We start from the raw sequence: 16,145 nt of genomic DNA on the forward strand, positions 1-16,145 counted from the left end.
AACCGCCATGAGCGAACCGAACACCAACCCCGCCGCCAATGCCGACTCCGCAGCCGCCGACCGGCTGATCGACCTCGGCCTCCGCGAGACCCTCGGCGGTGAGTCGCCGCCCGACCTGTCGGAGCAGATCCTCGCCCGGCTGGCGGATTCTCCTCAACCCCAGGAGCCTGACATGAACGGCGCCGCCTCACGCACACGACCCTGGCTCACCTACGCGCTGGCGGCGAGTGTGCTGTTCTGCCTGGGCCTCCTAGCACGGCCGGCGCTCGACTCCTCCACGGGCCTGCTGGTGCAGTCCGATCCCCAACCCACTGGCAGCCAGCAACGTGACCGGCGGCCGACAACCGACGCAAAGCACGCCGGCCCCGCTGATAGCGAGCTCGATCTGCTGGTGTCGACCGTTCAAGAGCTGCCGGTCGACGATTCACTACTGGCCGAATCGGTGATTAGCGAGTCACAGAGCGGACCCGCGGAAGCCGACAGGAGCACGCGATTCATGGTTGGCGTTGGCGTCAACGGCGATGCGGGAGTCGTCGGGCAGATCCTAGCCGGCGAAGATGCCTGGGAAGAACTCACCGATCGCGTCCCGCCTACAGGAGCGAAAGAGGTCGCCGGAGAAGCCAAAGAGAGCATCGACGACGATCTTGTTCGAGTAGCGAATGACCGTAGCGGAGTATCACTCGCAACGCCCAGGATTGTGATCGAAGAAGCGAAAGAGCCCCGCGCCGGCGTTGCACCCAACGAAGGCCCTGAAGTGAGGTACTCCGTTGCCGCCCCGCAGGACGCGCCGCTGGGCTCTTCAACTCAGACGGCGGTTTCTGACGCCCTCGCAGCGAATCGATCCGTTCACCAGAACCAACAGAACTTTAACTGGAGTGCACAGTCCGCCACCACGCCACCGAAACCACTAGCCGGCGCGGCGACGGTCGATGCATTCTCGCTTAGCACTGGCAGCATGCCATCTACCGCTTCTCCAGCCGAAACTGCCGGCAGATCACGCTATTTCTACTCTTCATCCGGCGACAGAAATGGCTACGGCGTTGTCCAACACGGCTTCGGCGACGCACGCGCGGTCGCTGCGAATGACAAGATCGACCCCGAAGTCTATCGCTGGATGGTGACGCGCAATGGCCGCGAAACCTTCGAAGAATCCGCCGAGCAGTCACGTGGCAGACTCCGCCTGCAGCAGCAATTGCTCATTGAGGACGAGGTGCAGGGCCAAGGCCCCGACGCCTCGGGCGACAAGTACCAGCCGATCCACGAGAACCCCTTCATCGCCGCCGAGGGCCTGCAGGCGGTCAGCACGTTCAGCATCGACGTCGACACCGCCAGCTACGCCAACGTGCGGCAGATGCTCACCAGCGGCCGCCTGCCGCCGCCCGACGCGGTGCGGCTGGAAGAGCTGATCAACTACTTCGACTACGACTACGCCGGGCCCACGGACGACGCGCCGTTCGCCGCGCACGCCGAGGTCGCCGGCTGCCCTTGGAACGCCAAGCACCGGCTGGCGCGGATCGGCGTGAAGGGCCGCGAGCTGGCCGCCGACAAGCGGCCGCTGTCGAACCTGGTGTTCCTGATCGACGTCAGCGGCTCGATGCAGGACGCCGAAAAGCTGCCGCTGGTGGTCGAGGGCATGAAGTCGCTCACCAGCCAGCTCGGCGAGAACGACCGCGTGGCGATCGTGGTGTACGCCTCGAGCGAGGGCCTGGCGCTCCCCAGCACGCCTGGCGACCAGCAGGACGTGATCCTCGGCGTGCTGGACAAGCTCGCCGCGGGCGGGTCGACGGCCGGCGGCGCCGGGATCCAGCTGGCGTACCAGATCGCCGAGGACCACTTCATCGAAGGCGGCGCCAACCGCGTGATCCTGTGCACCGACGGCGACTTCAACGTCGGCACGACCAGCACCGGCGACCTGCAGCGGATGGTCGAGCAGAAGGCCAAGGACACCGGCGTGTTCCTGTCGGTCTGCGGCTTCGGCCGCGGCAACCTGAACGACGCCATGATGGAGACCATCAGCAACAAGGGCAACGGGAACTACTACTACATCGACAGCCAGCGGGAAGCGGAGAAGGTGTTTGTCAAAGGCCTGACCGGCACGCTGGTCACGATCGCCAAGGACGTAAAGATCCAGGTTGAGTTCAACCCCTTGCACGTGGCCGCCTACCGGCTGCTGGGCTACGAGAACCGCATGCTGGCCGCCCAGGACTTCAACGACGACAAGAAGGACGCCGGCGAGATTGGCGCCGGGCACACGGTCACCGCGCTGTACGAGATCGTTCCCGCCGGCGAGCCGGCGCCCACGCCCGAGCTCGACGAGCTGCGGTACCAGCGGCCGAACCAGCCGCTCGACGGCAAGATGGCCGGCGAGCTGATGACGCTCAAGATGCGGTACAAGCTGCCCGACGAGGACCAGAGCACCAAGCGCGTGTGGCCGGTGACCGACGGCGGCGCCGCGTTCGGCCAGGCCTCGCCCGACATGCAGTTCGCGTCGGCGGCGGCCGGCTTCGGGATGCTGCTGCGGGGCTCGGCCTACAGCGGCGACCTGACCTGGGAGGCGGTCCGCGAGATCGCCCAGCCCGGCGTCGGCGAAGACCCCCACGGCTACCGCACGGAGTTCGTATCGCTCGTGGACCGCGCCGCCCAGCTGCGGCCCACCCCGCGGCCGGCCGACGCCGTCGAAGAGAAGCCCGCCGCGCCGGCGACCGCGGCCGGCGAAGATTCCGAGCAAGAAGCGGACGGCAGCGGCGAATAAGTGGGCAGACGGGCGCCGCCGGGCGCCCACCCGAGCTAGCGCCTGCACGGAGCCAGCCCCATGCCGCTACTCTCTGACGAAGGCTTCACCCTCGGCTGCGAGTTCGCCGATGGCGGACTCGACGAACCGGCCCGCCTGAGCCTGGTTCCCCGCCTGCTCGAGGACCCCGACGTGCTCCGCGGCTTCCACCAGGCGCTCGCCATCCACCACCTGCTGCAGAACCTGGTGAGCGACGAGCTCGGCCGGGACGGGTGATAGCGGCCCGGCGGGGGCCCCCGATTGTAGCTCGGTGGTCCTCCACCGAGGGAAGTGGGTACGCGGCCGACGCCGATGGTGGAGAACAGGCCGTAGGCGAGTCCGCTGGTCTTCGGTCGGGCCGAGTTGGTAGGCCTCGCGGCGGGGACCGCCGTGCTACAGAAGGAGGGCGATCACACTCATCTGACGGTGCGTAGTTTGCTAGTCAGCCTGAGTCTGGTCGCTACCCTGCTGGCTTAAGTCTTGGGCGTCGTCGATGGATCCTATCCACTGGATTTCATCGATAGCGAACTCTCGGCAGGCCTCCACGATGCGGTCGATCTGCGAGCCAGCCGCCTGCTTTGTTCCACTCGGGTAGTAGTGCTGCACGTACTCGATCTTGCCCGCACTGCCTTGACTCCCGAGAGACCTCGATCGCTCCACCATCTCGTGGAAGATCTCTATCTGCTCATGGGCATACACGAGATGGATCTGCTGTTTCACGATAGCGGCACGCTGCAGCATAACCACGAGTAGCGCGCATGCTAGAACAAACGGGACAATCCACTTCCTGCCGATGATTCGGAACTTGTTGTTGGCTCCCGCCTGTTGCGTATCATTCATGGCGACCCACGGAAACGGTGGAGGAAGGTGGTTGCTGCAGCGCCAGCTGCCGCAGCGTGGCTACGGGGGGCGTCCCCGATTGTAGCTCGGTGGTCCTCCAGCGAGGTATTCGCGTGCGCGGCCGACGCCGATGGTGGAGATTGATCCGTAGCCAAGGCCGCTAGCCTTCGGTCAGGCAATGCTGGTGGGCCTCACGGCGGGAACCGCCGTGCTACAGAAGGCGATTGCTGGGGCTCCCAGGGTCTTTGTAGAAACCAGCCACCCGGCGTGGTCCAATGAACGGTTGCCGCGCGGCCCGTGCCGGCCCGCAGGGGCTCGGGCCGCGTTCCGGGTTGTGTGCAACAACGCGGGCACAAACGGACAAAACCCCCGCCGCCGGTTGTGCGCGATTCCCGGTAAGGCACGGTCAAGAAACGACTTACGGGCCAACATGGGCGGAGCTGCGCGGTGGGTTTTGTCCCCTCCTCGCGTGTTTTTGGACAAAACGTTTCGGACAAAACCCTCGGGGCGTTGCGCTCGGGTAGCGGACCCGGCGGTTCTCCGCGCTTTTGAGTAGAAACCGGCCACCCAGCGCGGTCCAATAGAGGGTTGCTGAGCGCTTGCCGCGCGCCCCAGGGGTTGCTCGTAGCCCCCGGCTCTGCCGGGGGATTGCTTCGCCACGCAGCTTCGTTGTGCACGACTATCCCCCGGCAGAGCCGGGTGCTACGGGTCGCGCGGTTGCCGCCGCCCGCCTGGTGGGCGGCGACGATCGCCACGCATGACGCTCTTACAATTCGGACCTCACTACCACCGTTCTCCCGAAGGCCATTCTCGATGCGACGATTCGTCTGCTTGCTTCTGCTCTTGGCGATTTGCCTCCCCTCGGCGTTGGCCGCTGACGCGAAGGACGAGCCCACCGGCAAGCTGCCGCTGGTCGCCAAGGAGGACTTTGAAGGCGAGCAATCCGACTGGGAGTACCTCGACCCGAAGAGCTGGAAGGTGGTCGATCAGGACGGCGACCGCGTGCTGAGCCAGCACGTCAAGGCGAGCAGCTACAAGCCGCCGTTCCGCAGCCCGTTCCACGTGGCGGTGTGGCATGCGCCGGCCGTTGGCGACCTGGAGCTGACCGCGCGGGTGCGGAGCACCAACCCCGACTACGGCGGCCGCGACGCGTGCCTGATCTTCGGCTACCAGGACCCTGCCCACTACTACTACGCGCACCTCGGAAAGCGGACCGACCAGATCCACAACCAGATCCACATCGTCGACGGCGCCGACCGCCGGAAGATCACCAAGACCACCAACAAGGGCACCCCGTGGGACGACCAGTGGCACACGGTGCGCGTGGTCCGTGACGTGAAGAGTGGCGACATCAAGGTCTACTGGGACGACCAGAAGGAGCCGGTCATGACGGCCGTCGACAAAACCTTCGCCTGGGGCCGGGTCGGCGTCGGCACGTTCGACGACACCGCCGACTGGGACGACATTGAGCTCCGCGGCGTGGCGCCGAAGATCCCGGTCGACCGCGTGGACACGCCCAGCGTGACGCCGCGGTTCTGATTAGCGGCGCGACGCTTCATCCCACCTCCAACCACACACCACCACGCTACCCCACATCGCCAAGCTCAAGAGCCTTGCCATACCGGTACAGCATCTGCTTGCGGAGCTTCTGGTGCTCGGGCGCGCGGAGGCCGGGGTCTTGGGCGAACAGCTGCTGGGCGGCCTCGCGGGCCTCGATGAGGATCTCGCGGTCGCGCTGCAGGTCCGCGATCCGCATGGGCGGCAGGCCGCTCTGCTTGGCGCCGAACAGCTCGCCCGGGCCGCGGAGTGAGAAGTCGAGCTCGGCCAGCTCGAACCCGTCGGTGGTGCTGGCGAACGCCTCGAGGCGTTCGCGGGCGGGGTCGGATAGTTCCTCCTGCGGGATGATCGCGCAGAAGCCGGCGTGGCCGCCGCGGCCCACGCGGCCGCGGAGCTGGTGCAACTGGCTGAGGCCGAACCGCTCGGGCGACGCGATCACCATCACCGACGCGTTAGCCACGTCGACGCCGACCTCGATCACGGTGGTGCTGACCAGCACCTGCAGCGCGCCGCTGCGGAACCGCTGCATGACGCCCTCCTTGTCGTCGGACGACATGCGGCCGTGCATCAGGCCGACGCTGAAGCCGTGCAGCTCGCCGTGGGTCAGGCGTTCGAACTCCTGCTCGACGCTGGTCGCCGAGACGTTCTCCGACTCCTCCACCAGCGGCGCCACCACGTACGCCTGGCGGCCCTCGCGGAGCTTGTCCTGCACGAACTTCCACCAGCGGTCGAGCTGGGCGGGCTCGACCAGGTAGGTGCTGACCGGCTGCCGCCCGGCCGGCAGCTCGCCGAGCACCGAGACCTCCAGGTCGCCGAACTGCGTCATGGCCATGGTGCGGGGGATCGGGGTGGCGGTCATCACCAGGTAGTGGGGCGAGCGGTCGCCGGTGCGGAGCGCGGCGCGCTGCTTCACGCCGAACTTGTGCTGCTCGTCGATCACGGCCAGGCCGAGGTTGGGCAGCACCACCTTGTCCTGCAGGATCGCGTGCGTGCCGATCACCAGCTGCACGTCGCCGCTGGCGAGGCCGTCGAGCACCTCGCGGCGCTCGGCGTCGGCCTGCCCGCCGACCAGCAGCCGGTAGTTGACGCGGCTCTCGGTGAGCAGCGCGTCCAGCGTGCGGGCGTGCTGGCGGGCGAGCACCTCGGTGGGCGCCATCAGCACCGCCTGCTTGCCGTGGGCCACGGCGAGCAGCATCGCGAACAGCGCGACGGCGGTCTTGCCGCTGCCGACGTCGCCCTGCAGCAGGCGGTTCATGGGCACGTCGCGGGCCATGTCGGCGGCGATCTGGTCGACCGCCGCGCGCTGGGCCGGGGTGAGCTCGAACGGCAGCAGCCGCGTGATCCTCGCGTCGATCTTGGCGTCCAGCGGCAGCGCGGGCGCCTTGAACGAGAGCTGCTGCTGCAGCCGCCGCGCGGCGAGCGCGAGCTGCAGGATGAACAACTCCTGGAACACGAACCGCCGCTGGGCGGCGTCGCGTTGCTGCTCGTCGCGGGGGAAGTGCACCTGCGGCAACGCCCGCCGCAGCGGCAGCAGGTTGTGGGTCGACAGGAGCTCGTCGGGGAACACCTCTTCGGGCACGTCGGCGAACCGCTCGATCACGATCTCCGACAGCCGGCGGCGGTGGTACAGGCTGACGCCCTCGGTCAGCGGGTAGACCGGCAGCAGGCCCTCGTGGTCCGCGGCGTCGGCCTCGTCGAGCCAGGCGACCCGCGGGTGGGCCATCTCCCACCGCAGGCCCGACTTGCGGGGCTTGGCCGACAGCTGCACCTGCTGGCCGGGCTTGAACTTGTCGCGCATGAAGATCTGGTTGAACCAGGTGGCGCGGAGGGCGCCGCCCTGGGCGTCCTCGACGATCACGCCGACGCGGGTGCGGCCGAAGCCGCCGCGGGAGTCGACCTCCGTGACGCGGCCGCGGACGGTCTGGAGCGGGCCGTCCTCGAGCTCGGACACGAGCCGCACGTCGGAGAAGTCCTCGTAGTCGCGGGGGAACGTGAACAGCACATCCCGCACGCTCCGCAGGCCCAGCTTCTCGAACAACGCGGCCCGCTGCGGGCTGACCTCGTCGAACGACGCGACCGGCGTGGCGAGCTGCTCGATGGTCGACTTGGCGGAAGCGGGCTCCATGCCGGCAATTGTAACGCGTTGCGCGGCGTTACAGGTACTTCTGATAGGCCGCGACCGCCAGCTCGTCGACGCGGTCGTTCTCGGGGTGGCCGCTGTGGCCGGCGACCCGGGTGTACTTGATCTCGTGCAGCTGGGAGAGCTCGTCGAGCTGGCGCCAGAGGTCGTCGTTCTTGACCGGGGCCCACTTCTTGCCGTCGCGGCGGCGCCAGTCGTTCTTCTTCCAGTTCTTCATCCACTCGCTCAGGCCCTTGCCCACGTACACGCTGTCGGTGAACAGCTCGACCCGGGTGGGCCGCTTGAGCGTGGACAGGCCCTCGACAACCGCGGTCAGCTCCATGCGGTTGTTGGTGGTCTCAGGCTCGCCGCCGGAGCCCTCGAGCTCTTTGCCGCTCTCGGGGTGGCGAAGGAGATAGGCCCAGCCCCCCGGGCCCGGGTTGCCGCTGCAACCACCGTCGGTGTAGAGGTGAACGTCTGCCACAGGAGTTGGTTCGGCCTGGTGGGTTTGCGGAGTGGGGAGCCAAGGCCCCTACCGTATCCCGCTTGCCCCGCCCCGCCAAGGGCGGCCGCCCACGCAGACTAGACAATAATTCCCAGCGGCTCATTCTCATTATCGCGTTCATCCCAGAGTCGACGGACCTCGGCCAAACCGTACTCGATCAGCTCGAACTGATCGGCCATACGCTCCAACAAGTCTCCCGGCGCATTGGTGTTCTCGGTGGGGATGCGGCTCGCGAGGAAGTACGCGCGGCGCCCCTGATCGCGGTAGTCGAGCAGCGCGTCCTTCAGGCCCATCCGCTTGATCCGCTCGGCCATCTCCGGGTACACGCCCATCCAGAACAGCGTGAAGTCGCCGATGTGGCGGTGCACGCGGCGGCGGGCGGGGCCGATGCGGGCCTCGGCCTCGGCCAGCATGTCGGCCACCTGCGTGAGCTGCTCGCCGCGGACGCCCCGCACGCCGTACACCGACGACGTGCTGACGAAACGCTCCAGCAGCTCCGAGACGTAATCCACCAGCGGCGGGTCAACAACGCCCAGCCGCGATTGGAAAGCGTATTCGGTGAGGCCCGCAAAGAAGCGGCGGGCGGTAGAATCGCGGCGGTCTTCCGGGGAACGGGCGTCGAGCATAGACGGTCTCCGTCTCGCCCCGCACAGGCGAATCGGTGGTGACCGTTGCGTGACGTCGCCACCGATCGGACCCCTCGCGGGGCGCCTGGTGTGCCGTTACTCAAAGTCCAGCGGCAGGTCGTGGGCGAGAAGGACGACCAGCCGCCTGGCGCTTCTCTCGACTCTCGATACTGCTATTTTAGCTTGCGGCGAAAATCCAAAGCAACACAATTCTTGTGGATGTTCGGCCTAGTCGCTTTTATCGGCAAACCAAGGTTCGCCGCAATACCGAAATCCGGCAGGGTCGGCCGGCGGCGGAAACCCGGAGGCCGCAGCGGGACACTTTGCCGCCCCACGATGCACTTCCAGTGCGACGCGGCTATCGCCGCATTGTCGGGGACGAAAGTGTCCAACCACTTCGGCGAGTCAATAAAGATAACGCAGCCTTGGCTGCCGCGTACGCTACGGCATAGCCGCCAGCAGCTCCGCCACGTAATCGCCCACTTCCTTGAGCACCTCGTCCCGCGGGCGTTCGGCGGCGGTAGCGATGCGACGCACCACCGCCGAACCGACAATCAGCCCGTCGGCCACCGGCGCGAGCAGCTTCACGTGCTCCGGCTTGCTGATGCCGAAGCCGATGCAGATCGGCAGGTCGGTCTTGCTCCGCAGCCAGCCGACGTTGTCGACCAGGTCCGGCGGCAGCTCGGTCCGCTCGCCGGTGATGCCGGCCACGCTCACGTAGTACACGAAGCCGGTGGAGGTCTCGCAGATCTTCAGCGCCCGCTCCCGCGGCGTGGTCGGAGTGACAAGCTGGATGAGGCTCAGCCCGTGCTCGCCGGTCACCTGCGCCAGTTGCGGCGACTCCTCGACCGGCAGGTCCGGCACGATCAGCCCGCTGACGCCGCGCGCCTTCACGTCGGCGCAGTACTGCTCGATCCCGTGGCGGTAGATGATCGCGTAGCTGACCATCGTCACCACCGGCGCGTCGACCTGGGGGCAGACGCCGCCCAGCATGTCGAGGATGCCCGACAGCTTGATCTTCTTGTCGAGCGCCCGGGTGTAGCTCGCCTGGATCACCGGGCCGTCGGCGATCGGGTCGCTGTAGGGTATGCCGACCTCGCACAGGCTTGCGCCGCGGCCGATCACTTCCCTCAGCACCGCCGCGGTGAACTCCAGGTCCGGGTCGCCCGCGGTGACAAACGGCATCAACGCCTTGCGGCCCTCGGCGCGGAGGTTCTTGAACAGGTCGGAGATCGAAGGCATTGCTGGATTGCGGGTCGCAGAATCTGGATTGCGGATTATCGGTCGACAAGCCGTCAACCGGGACGACTAGTATAGCCGCGGCACAACACGCTGCGGAGTGCCAGCCCCGCCGCAGCCAAAGGCCCAAAGCTGACGGCCCACAGCCGCGCAGCCTACCCCTTCGCCCGGCGGGTCAGCAGCCAGATCACAAACGCCAGCGAGCACAGCAGCGACACCCCCACAATGATCTGCGAGGTAGTGCTGAGGTGCTCGAGCAGAGCGGTACGGGCGAGGATGAGATTCATGACAGGCGGCAACTTCGAAAGGTAGGCCGGAACGAGCGACAGCGCGGTTCCGGCATTTGCAAACTCAACTGCCGGAACTGAGCTGACGCTTGCCCCGGCCTACGCATCAGCCGAACTCCACTCCCTTGAGCCGAGCAACCTCCATGGCGTCCTTGTCGCCGCGGCCGCTCAGGCAGACGGCCACCATCTGGTCGGGCTTCATGCCGGCGGCCAGCTCCATCGCCTTGGCCACGGCGTGGCTGCTCTCCAGGGCGGGCATGATGCCCTCGGCGGCGGCGCAGGCGTCGAAGGCCTTCATGGCGTCGTCGTCGCGGCAGCTGGTGTACTGCACGCGGCCACTGTCCTTCCAGTAGCTGTGCTCCGGGCCCACGCCCGGGTAGTCCAGGCCGGCCGACATGCTGTGCACGTCGCAGGTCTGGCCGTCCTCGTCCTGCATTACGTAGCTGAAGCTGCCGTGCAGCACGCCCGGCTGGCCGTAGGTGAGCGGGCTGGCGTGGTCGCCTGGCTGGTCGCTGCGGCCGCCGGCCTCGACGCCGACGAGCTCGACGTCCGTGTGCGGCACGAACGGGTAGAACATGCCGGCCGCGTTGCTGCCGCCGCCGACGCAAGCCACCACCTTGTCCGGCAACCGGTTCAGGCGTTCTTGGAACTGCTCGATGGTTTCCTTGCCGATCACGCTCTGGTAGTCGCGCACGATCCGCGGGAACGGGTGCGGGCCGACAACCGAGCCGAGGATGTAGTGCGTGTCGTCGACGCTGGACATCCAGTCGCGCATCGCCTCGTTGATGGCGTCGCGGAGGGTGCGGCTGCCGCTGGTCACCGGACGCACCTCGGCGCCCAGCAGCTTCATGCTGAACACGTTGGGCTTCTGGCGGCGGATGTCCTCCTCGCCCATATACACCACGCATGGCAGGCCGAAGTGCGCGCACGCGGTGGCGGTCGCCACGCCGTGCTGGCCGGCGCCGGTCTCGGCGATGACGCGACCCTTGCCCATCCGCTTGGTCAGCAGGCACTGGCCGAGCGTGTTGTTGATCTTGTGCGCGCCGGTGTGGTTGAGGTCCTCCCGCTTGAACCAGATCTGCGCGCCGCCCACCTGCTCGCTGAGCCGCTTGGCGTGGTACAGCGGCGACGCGCGGCCGACGAAGTCGCGCAGGAGCTCGGCGAGCTCGTCCTGGAACGCCTGGTCGGTGAGCGACTTATCGTACTCAACCGTCAGCTGGTCGAGCGCCTTGACCAGGGTCTCGGGGACAAACCGGCCGCCGAACTGGCCAAAGCGGCCCACGGCGTCGGGAACGGTTGGGGTAGCGGGGGCGGGGGTGCTCATCGGGGAACGCTCTGCCTTCAGGCGTGCGGTTTCTGGTAGTCTGTAGTCCGTCAATTGTCTGGGGTATCTCCCACTTTAGCAAGGCGGAGCCGGGCGGGTAGCTCGCTAGAGCGGAACCCTGATTGCCGCTGATCGGCGAGAATTAGCCGCCGTCGGTTATCACCTCAAACCGCCCATGTCCGAACCCACTGCCGTCCGTGCCGACCGCCCCGATCCCGGGCCGCTGGCTCTAGGCTGCCTTGTCCTGGCGTTCGTCGTCGGGCGGACAGTCCTACACCTGCAGTGGGTCAAGGACACCGATTCGGGCGCCAACTTTGAGTCCGGCCTCGTGATGGGATACCCGGTGGTGCTGGGGGTTTGGGCGGCGCTCGCGCCACACGCTTTGGGACCGCGGATGGTGGCGACTGCGGTCGTGTACGTAGGCCTGATGCTGCCGCTCGGGCTAGAATCCGCCCTGCCTACAGCGGTGCTCATGCTGGCAATTGCTGGACTGGTCGGCTTGGTGCTGAGGGCGGCGGATCTTCGGCTCGCCTGTGGGGAGCATCCACCGACAGTTCGGCCGCTGCGACTGTCGCTCCGCCAGCTGCTGCTTGCGACCACCCTCGCAGCAGTCGGCTGCGGCTGGGCGGCAGGCGTCGCCGGAGATCAGTTCGAGGAGCTGGCCGACGAGTGGCCGATCATGGCGTTCTCCCTCGTCTACTTGAGCGTGACTCTCTCGCCCGCCGTGTTCGCCAGCCTGCTCCTCGCCGGCCCGGCCCGGTGGCGACTGGTCGTGGCGAGCGTGGCCTTCTCGCCGCCGCTGTTTGGCCTGCTGGGCGCGCTCGTAGTGGCGTTGTCACCGTTCGCCGACGACTACGCGGTCTCGTTGTCCTCTCAGTTCTTGGAGTCGGTCGTTGAGTTCTCCGCCTTCGCCGCGGGCGCCCAGTGGGCGGCCCTGATTGGCTTCGCCCTGATGTCGTGGGCCGGGTACCGGATGGTCCGCGTGGCCCCTGGCGAGGGGAACAATGATCACCGCTAATAGGAATCCATCAGCGGTCATTAGTGTTCCCCCTCCCAACCACTCCGCGTTCATCCGTGCCCGAGCTCCCCGAAGTCGAAACCATGCGCCGCGGCATCGCGGGGATCGTTGGCGGAGAGCTCTGCGCGGTCGAGCGGCTGCCGTGCCCTCGGAAGCCGATCCTGCTGTCCCCGCGGGTGGACGCGTTCCGCCGCCGCGCGGAGGGGCAGCGGGCAGCGGCGGTGGACCGGATCGGCAAGCGGGTGGTCGTGCGGCTGGCGTCGGACGACGCGATCATCCTTGAACCCCGCATGACCGGGCTTGTGCTCACCGCCGACCCGCCGGATCCGCTGTACCTGCGGGTGCGGTTCGACATCAACGGCGGCGACCATCCCTCGTTCTGGTACTGGGACCGCCGTGGGCTGGGCAGCGTGCGGCTGCTCTCGCCGGCGGAGATGCAGCAGACTTTCGGCGAACACAAGCTCGGCCCCGACGCGTTAGCGTTGTCGGTCGATTCCTTGCGGGCGCGGCTCGGGGTCAGTAAACGAGAAATCAAGGTAGGCCTGCTGGATCAGAAAGCCGTGTCCGGGATCGGCAACCTGTACGCGGCAGAGATTCTGCACGTCGCCGGCGTGCACCCTCAGGCGCGCTGCGACCGGCTTACCAGGAAGCAATGGACGCGCATCGTCGACGCGACGCACGAGGTGTTGGAAGAAGCGATCCGCCACGAGGGATCGACCCTCTCCGACGGCACGTACCGCAACGCCCTGAGCCAGGACGGCGGCTACCAGAACTGCCACCGCGTGTACGACCGCGCCGGCCTGCCCTGCCCGACGTGCGAGGCGCCGATCGAGCGGATCGTGCAGGCCCAACGGTCGACGTTCTTCTGCCGGTTCTGCCAGCGGAAGCGATAGGGCTATAGCTGTCGGCTGAGAGCCAACAGCCTAAAAACAGCGAGCCAGCACTGCCCGCGAGTGGAGTGCCCCCCTGGGAACTCCAGCCGCTGACAATCCTGGCTCGCGTTGGATTGGTTGTTGGCCGTAGGCTGAGTGAGGCTAGTCGGCCGACACGGCCAGCAGCTCTCGGCTGACCGATTGGATCTGCGGCTCGTCGATCGCGGCGAGCTGCTCGGCGAAACCCACCACCAGCGAGAGGTCGCACAGGCGGTCGATCTGGCGGGGCACACCGCCGGAGAGCTGGTGCACGGCCTGCACGGCGGCGGGCGTGAAGACCTCTCGGCTGGCGCCGGCCGCTTCGAGCCGGTGCTGGATGTACTCGGCGGTCTCCTCCGGCACGAAGGTCCGCAGCAGCGTCTTGACCGACAGGCGTTCCTCGAGCGAGGGCGTGCGTCCCACCGCCGACAGCAGGCCCATCTGGCCCACCAGCAGCAGCGTCAGCCGTGGCGAGGCGCCGGCGGCCAGGTTGAGGAGCAGCCGGATGGTCTCGAGCAGGCCGCTGTCCTCCAGCAGGTGGGCCTCGTCAATCACCAAGAGCGCGTGCTTACCGGCGGAAGCGTTGGCGGTCAGCAGGCGGTCGATGCGGCCGATCGACTCGTCGGTGCTGTGCCGCGGCTGGTCGGCCGGCGGCGCGCCGAGCGCGTCGGCGATGTGCGTCAGCAGGTCGCGGGGCGACATCTGTGGGAACACCACCCGGGCGACCGGCGACACGGCCTCGCCGAGGTCGCCGATGATTCGGTCCACCAGCAGGGTCTTGCCGACGCCGCTGGGGCCGGCGATCGCCGCGGCCGGGCGCCGCTGGTCCACCGCGTAGCGGAGCTTGAGCAGCGCGCCGTCGTGCGACTCGGAGGGGAAGTAGCTCTCCTCCGTCACGTTGGGCTCGAACGGCTTGGCGTCCAGTTGCCAGTAGTCGGCGTACATGGTTTGGCGGATGGTGGTTGATGGCTGGTGGTTGGGGAGTCGCCTAGATGTCGACCGGCGTGGCCGGTTGGCTACGCGAACGACTCCACCACTCCGATGACCGTCTGACCGGCGGCGGTCAGCACCCGGCGGGCGAACATCACGTCGGCCTCGCCGGCGCCAGCGCGGCGCACCAGCACCACGGCGTCCAGCCGCAGCGAGTCGGCGCCGCGGGCCGGTTGGGTGGCGATCGACTCGATGTCACACCCCAGGTCGACCAGCACGGCCGCGTGGTTGGCCGTCAACGCCCGCAGCGCGCCGTTCACGCGGCCCTCGTCGATGGTCTGCTCGTCGAACGCCACGCCGAGCGAGATGTTCTGCTCCTCGGCGTAGATCAGCGCGTCCGCGGCGGCGCCGCCCGACTCCAGACAGCGGGCGATCGAGCGGCAGTGCGTCACGCCCAGTGAGTTGGCCAGCCCGCGCTCGCCCGGGGCGGCGTCGATCAACGCGGCGGGCGCGTGCCCGCCGGCGGCGATCGCCAGCCCGGCGGCCAGTGTAGTCGTCGTGCAACCGACGCCCCGGCCCGCGCCCAGTAGGCCGATCACGCCGCCACTGCGGGCGGCGTACGAGAGCATGCGGCGGTACTCCTCGCCGCACAGCTCGGCGAGCTGCGTGGCGATCTCCGGCGCCGCGAACGACGCCAGCGACACGCCCGCAATCTCCGCCGCGGTGGTCAGCGGCTCCCGCGGGGCGGGCTCGGCGGCGCGCTCGTGGGCGATCGCCTCGGACAGCGGCCGCTTACCGGACGACTTGGCGAAGTTCGCGTGGGGGCCGTGGTGGTGGCTCTCGTGCGAGTGCGACGTCGGCCGAGGAACCGGCGCCGACGCCAGGTCGGCCTGCGTGTCGGTGCGGTAGGCCTTGATGAACGCCTGATCGGTGTAGCTCATTACGGCATGCCTGCGCTAGAGGGGGTGATGGGCCGTTGCAGCTGTGCCCGCGGCAGATTGGGGTTGGGCGCCGCGGCGCCGGACCCCGACCACGCCGGCGCCGAGTAGCTGGTGCTCGGGTAGCTGGTGCTGGGGTAGGTTGGCCGTTCCGCGACGCGGGGCGCGGCCTGCGGCTGCAGCTCGGTCTGCGGCTGGGGCGCGACTTCGGTAGACGCGGTGCGGTGCGGCGGGATCGGAGTGATGTCATCCATCGACGGCATGGCCGGAGCAACCGGCATGCTCGCCGGCCCGGCGGAGGTCACCACCGCCCGCGCGGGGCTGGACTCGACCGGCTCGGCCGGCATCGTCGGCATTGGGTCGAGCAGCTGCTCGCCCTCGTCGGCGGCCGCGGCCGGCTCCGACGCGACCAGCGCCGGCCCGTGGGCGTCGGTCAACGCCGGCGCCTGGGACGAGTCGACCATGTTGCTCGGGAGCGTCTCGGGAACGGTCTCGACGGGCGTGCGGAGCACCACCAGCATCAGTCCGGTGATCGCTATCAACGCCGCCAGCAGGATCAGCCGGGCGTGCGGACGCAGCGTGGTTTCGAGCGCGAGCAGCTGCGCGGCCCACCCTCCGTCCTCCCAGTCGGCTTCGTTCGACTCGTGCTCGACGGGCTGCGGCGTGGGCAGTGGCTGCGCGGGAGTCGGCGGGGTCTGGATCGGCGTGGCGGCCGGCGCTGGCGCGAAGGCCTCGGCCGGGGCGGGCGCCGGCTGCGGAGCGGATTGAACCTGAGGAGCAGCTTGGAACTGCGGCGCCGCAACCTCGGGCGAGGCAACCTGCGGGGCGTGGGCCGGCTCGGGGCGGACCTGCACGGCCGGCGCAGGCGCCGGCTGAGGTTCGGGCTCAGGCGGCTTGGCCGGCGTCGGCTTGCTGCCGAGGGCGGGGATCTCCGCCAGCACCGGCAGCATCGGCCCGCCGGGGGCGGCGCCCCCCTCGTAGTGCCCAATGGTCAGGGTGTCAAAACTGCTGTAGGTCGCCGACATAAGCGCATCCTTGCGCTGAAGGTCATCAATCATCCGCCGAGCGGCGGCCGCTGGTC

Annotated in this window: 15 protein-coding genes; 5 read left to right on the forward strand and 10 right to left on the reverse strand. The window is 68.3% G+C overall.

Annotation, left to right across the window (positions count from 1 at the left end; all coding sequences use genetic code 11):
* Positions 1-7 precede the first annotated feature (7 nt).
* Both KOR34_RS23990 and KOR34_RS23995 read left to right on the forward strand, forming a co-directional pair.
* Positions 8-2,752 (forward strand): vWA domain-containing protein, encoded by a 2,745-nt coding sequence (locus KOR34_RS23990; protein WP_228714755.1) that lies wholly within the window; start codon positions 8-10, stop codon positions 2,750-2,752.
* 60 nt (positions 2,753-2,812) lie between these two features.
* Positions 2,813-3,007 (forward strand): hypothetical protein, encoded by a 195-nt coding sequence (locus tag KOR34_RS23995; protein WP_146568671.1) that lies wholly within the window; start codon positions 2,813-2,815, stop codon positions 3,005-3,007.
* 201 nt (positions 3,008-3,208) lie between these two features.
* Here KOR34_RS23995 and KOR34_RS24000 read toward each other — a convergent pair whose 3' ends face one another.
* Positions 3,209-3,610: a hypothetical protein gene (locus tag KOR34_RS24000; protein WP_146568672.1), complete on the reverse strand. Its 402-nt coding sequence runs from the start codon at positions 3,608-3,610 to the stop codon at positions 3,209-3,211.
* Between the two features lie 813 nt (positions 3,611-4,423).
* Here KOR34_RS24000 and KOR34_RS24005 point away from each other — a divergent pair.
* The gene (locus KOR34_RS24005; protein ID WP_146568673.1) at positions 4,424-5,149 is read left to right on the forward strand and encodes a hypothetical protein; all 726 of its coding nucleotides are present in this window, start codon (positions 4,424-4,426) and stop codon (positions 5,147-5,149) included.
* A 46-nt stretch (positions 5,150-5,195) separates the two neighbouring features.
* Here the strand turns inward: KOR34_RS24005 and recG are convergent, their stop codons facing one another.
* The 6 genes from recG to trpB all read right to left on the reverse strand — a co-directional run bounded on the left by recG (position 5,196) and on the right by trpB (position 11,267).
* On the reverse strand, positions 5,196-7,292 hold the full coding sequence (recG, locus tag KOR34_RS24010; RefSeq protein ID WP_146568674.1) for an ATP-dependent DNA helicase RecG: 2,097 nt from the start codon (positions 7,290-7,292) through the stop codon (positions 5,196-5,198).
* Between the two features lie 28 nt (positions 7,293-7,320).
* Entirely contained in the window at positions 7,321-7,770 is a 450-nt protein-coding gene (gene rnhA / locus KOR34_RS24015; RefSeq protein WP_146568675.1) for a ribonuclease HI, read from the reverse strand.
* A gap of 98 nt (positions 7,771-7,868) precedes the next feature.
* Positions 7,869-8,417 (reverse strand): hypothetical protein, encoded by a 549-nt coding sequence (locus tag KOR34_RS24020; RefSeq protein WP_146568676.1) that lies wholly within the window; start codon positions 8,415-8,417, stop codon positions 7,869-7,871.
* Positions 8,418-8,858: 441 nt separating this feature from the next.
* Positions 8,859-9,659 carry a tryptophan synthase subunit alpha gene (gene trpA, locus KOR34_RS24025; protein WP_146568677.1) on the reverse strand — a complete coding sequence of 267 codons (801 nt, stop codon included), beginning with the start codon at positions 9,657-9,659 and terminating at the stop codon, positions 8,859-8,861.
* 152 nt (positions 9,660-9,811) lie between these two features.
* The gene (locus KOR34_RS27355; protein WP_261342687.1) at positions 9,812-9,943 is read right to left on the reverse strand and encodes a hypothetical protein; all 132 of its coding nucleotides are present in this window, start codon (positions 9,941-9,943) and stop codon (positions 9,812-9,814) included.
* Positions 9,944-10,049: 106 nt separating this feature from the next.
* A complete protein-coding gene (gene trpB / locus KOR34_RS24030) occupies positions 10,050-11,267 on the reverse strand; it encodes a tryptophan synthase subunit beta (protein ID WP_146568678.1) in 1,218 nt (405 codons plus the stop codon).
* Between the two features lie 175 nt (positions 11,268-11,442).
* Here trpB and KOR34_RS24035 point away from each other — a divergent pair, with 175 nt between their 5' ends.
* On the forward strand, positions 11,443-12,285 hold the full coding sequence (locus tag KOR34_RS24035; RefSeq protein WP_146568679.1) for a hypothetical protein: 843 nt from the start codon (positions 11,443-11,445) through the stop codon (positions 12,283-12,285).
* 56 nt (positions 12,286-12,341) lie between these two features.
* Positions 12,342-13,178, forward strand: a complete 837-nt coding sequence (locus KOR34_RS24040; protein WP_146568680.1) for an Fpg/Nei family DNA glycosylase — start codon at positions 12,342-12,344, stop codon at positions 13,176-13,178.
* 141 nt (positions 13,179-13,319) lie between these two features.
* On the opposite strand, the gene KOR34_RS24045 is transcribed toward KOR34_RS24040, so the two are convergent.
* The 3 genes from KOR34_RS24045 to KOR34_RS26945 form a co-directional block, all read right to left on the reverse strand.
* On the reverse strand, positions 13,320-14,141 hold the full coding sequence (locus KOR34_RS24045; protein WP_146568681.1) for an ExeA family protein: 822 nt from the start codon (positions 14,139-14,141) through the stop codon (positions 13,320-13,322).
* A gap of 71 nt (positions 14,142-14,212) precedes the next feature.
* Positions 14,213-15,067: a hypothetical protein gene (locus tag KOR34_RS24050; protein ID WP_146568682.1), complete on the reverse strand. Its 855-nt coding sequence runs from the start codon at positions 15,065-15,067 to the stop codon at positions 14,213-14,215.
* Positions 15,067-16,089 carry a hypothetical protein gene (locus tag KOR34_RS26945; RefSeq protein WP_197531706.1) on the reverse strand — a complete coding sequence of 341 codons (1,023 nt, stop codon included), beginning with the start codon at positions 16,087-16,089 and terminating at the stop codon, positions 15,067-15,069. The genes KOR34_RS24050 and KOR34_RS26945 overlap by 1 nt, the downstream gene beginning before the upstream one ends.
* Positions 16,090-16,145 lie beyond the last annotated feature (56 nt).

The organism is Posidoniimonas corsicana (assembly GCF_007859765.1).
Taxonomy (GTDB): Bacteria; Planctomycetota; Planctomycetia; order Pirellulales; family Lacipirellulaceae; genus Posidoniimonas; species Posidoniimonas corsicana.

What these genes read in the sequence shown, in the direction of transcription:
- KOR34_RS23995 (WP_146568671.1), top strand. Translation starts at nt 2,813, where the DNA reads ATGCCGCTACTCTCTGACGAAGGCTTCACCCTCGGCTGCGAGTTCGCC.
- KOR34_RS23990 (WP_228714755.1), top strand. Translation starts at nt 8, where the DNA reads ATGAGCGAACCGAACACCAACCCCGCCGCCAATGCCGACTCCGCAGCC.
- KOR34_RS27355 (WP_261342687.1), bottom strand. Translation starts at nt 9,943, where the DNA reads ATGAATCTCATCCTCGCCCGTACCGCTCTGCTCGAGCACCTCAGCACT.
- KOR34_RS24000 (WP_146568672.1), bottom strand. Translation starts at nt 3,610, where the DNA reads ATGAATGATACGCAACAGGCGGGAGCCAACAACAAGTTCCGAATCATC.
- KOR34_RS24020 (WP_146568676.1), bottom strand. Translation starts at nt 8,417, where the DNA reads ATGCTCGACGCCCGTTCCCCGGAAGACCGCCGCGATTCTACCGCCCGC.
- KOR34_RS24045 (WP_146568681.1), bottom strand. Translation starts at nt 14,141, where the DNA reads ATGTACGCCGACTACTGGCAACTGGACGCCAAGCCGTTCGAGCCCAAC.
- trpB (WP_146568678.1), bottom strand. Translation starts at nt 11,267, where the DNA reads ATGAGCACCCCCGCCCCCGCTACCCCAACCGTTCCCGACGCCGTGGGC.
- KOR34_RS24050 (WP_146568682.1), bottom strand. Translation starts at nt 15,067, where the DNA reads ATGAGCTACACCGATCAGGCGTTCATCAAGGCCTACCGCACCGACACG.
- trpA (WP_146568677.1), bottom strand. Translation starts at nt 9,659, where the DNA reads ATGCCTTCGATCTCCGACCTGTTCAAGAACCTCCGCGCCGAGGGCCGC.
- KOR34_RS26945 (WP_197531706.1), bottom strand. Translation starts at nt 16,089, where the DNA reads ATGTCGGCGACCTACAGCAGTTTTGACACCCTGACCATTGGGCACTAC.
- KOR34_RS24005 (WP_146568673.1), top strand. Translation starts at nt 4,424, where the DNA reads ATGCGACGATTCGTCTGCTTGCTTCTGCTCTTGGCGATTTGCCTCCCC.
- recG (WP_146568674.1), bottom strand. Translation starts at nt 7,292, where the DNA reads ATGGAGCCCGCTTCCGCCAAGTCGACCATCGAGCAGCTCGCCACGCCG.
- KOR34_RS24035 (WP_146568679.1), top strand. Translation starts at nt 11,443, where the DNA reads ATGTCCGAACCCACTGCCGTCCGTGCCGACCGCCCCGATCCCGGGCCG.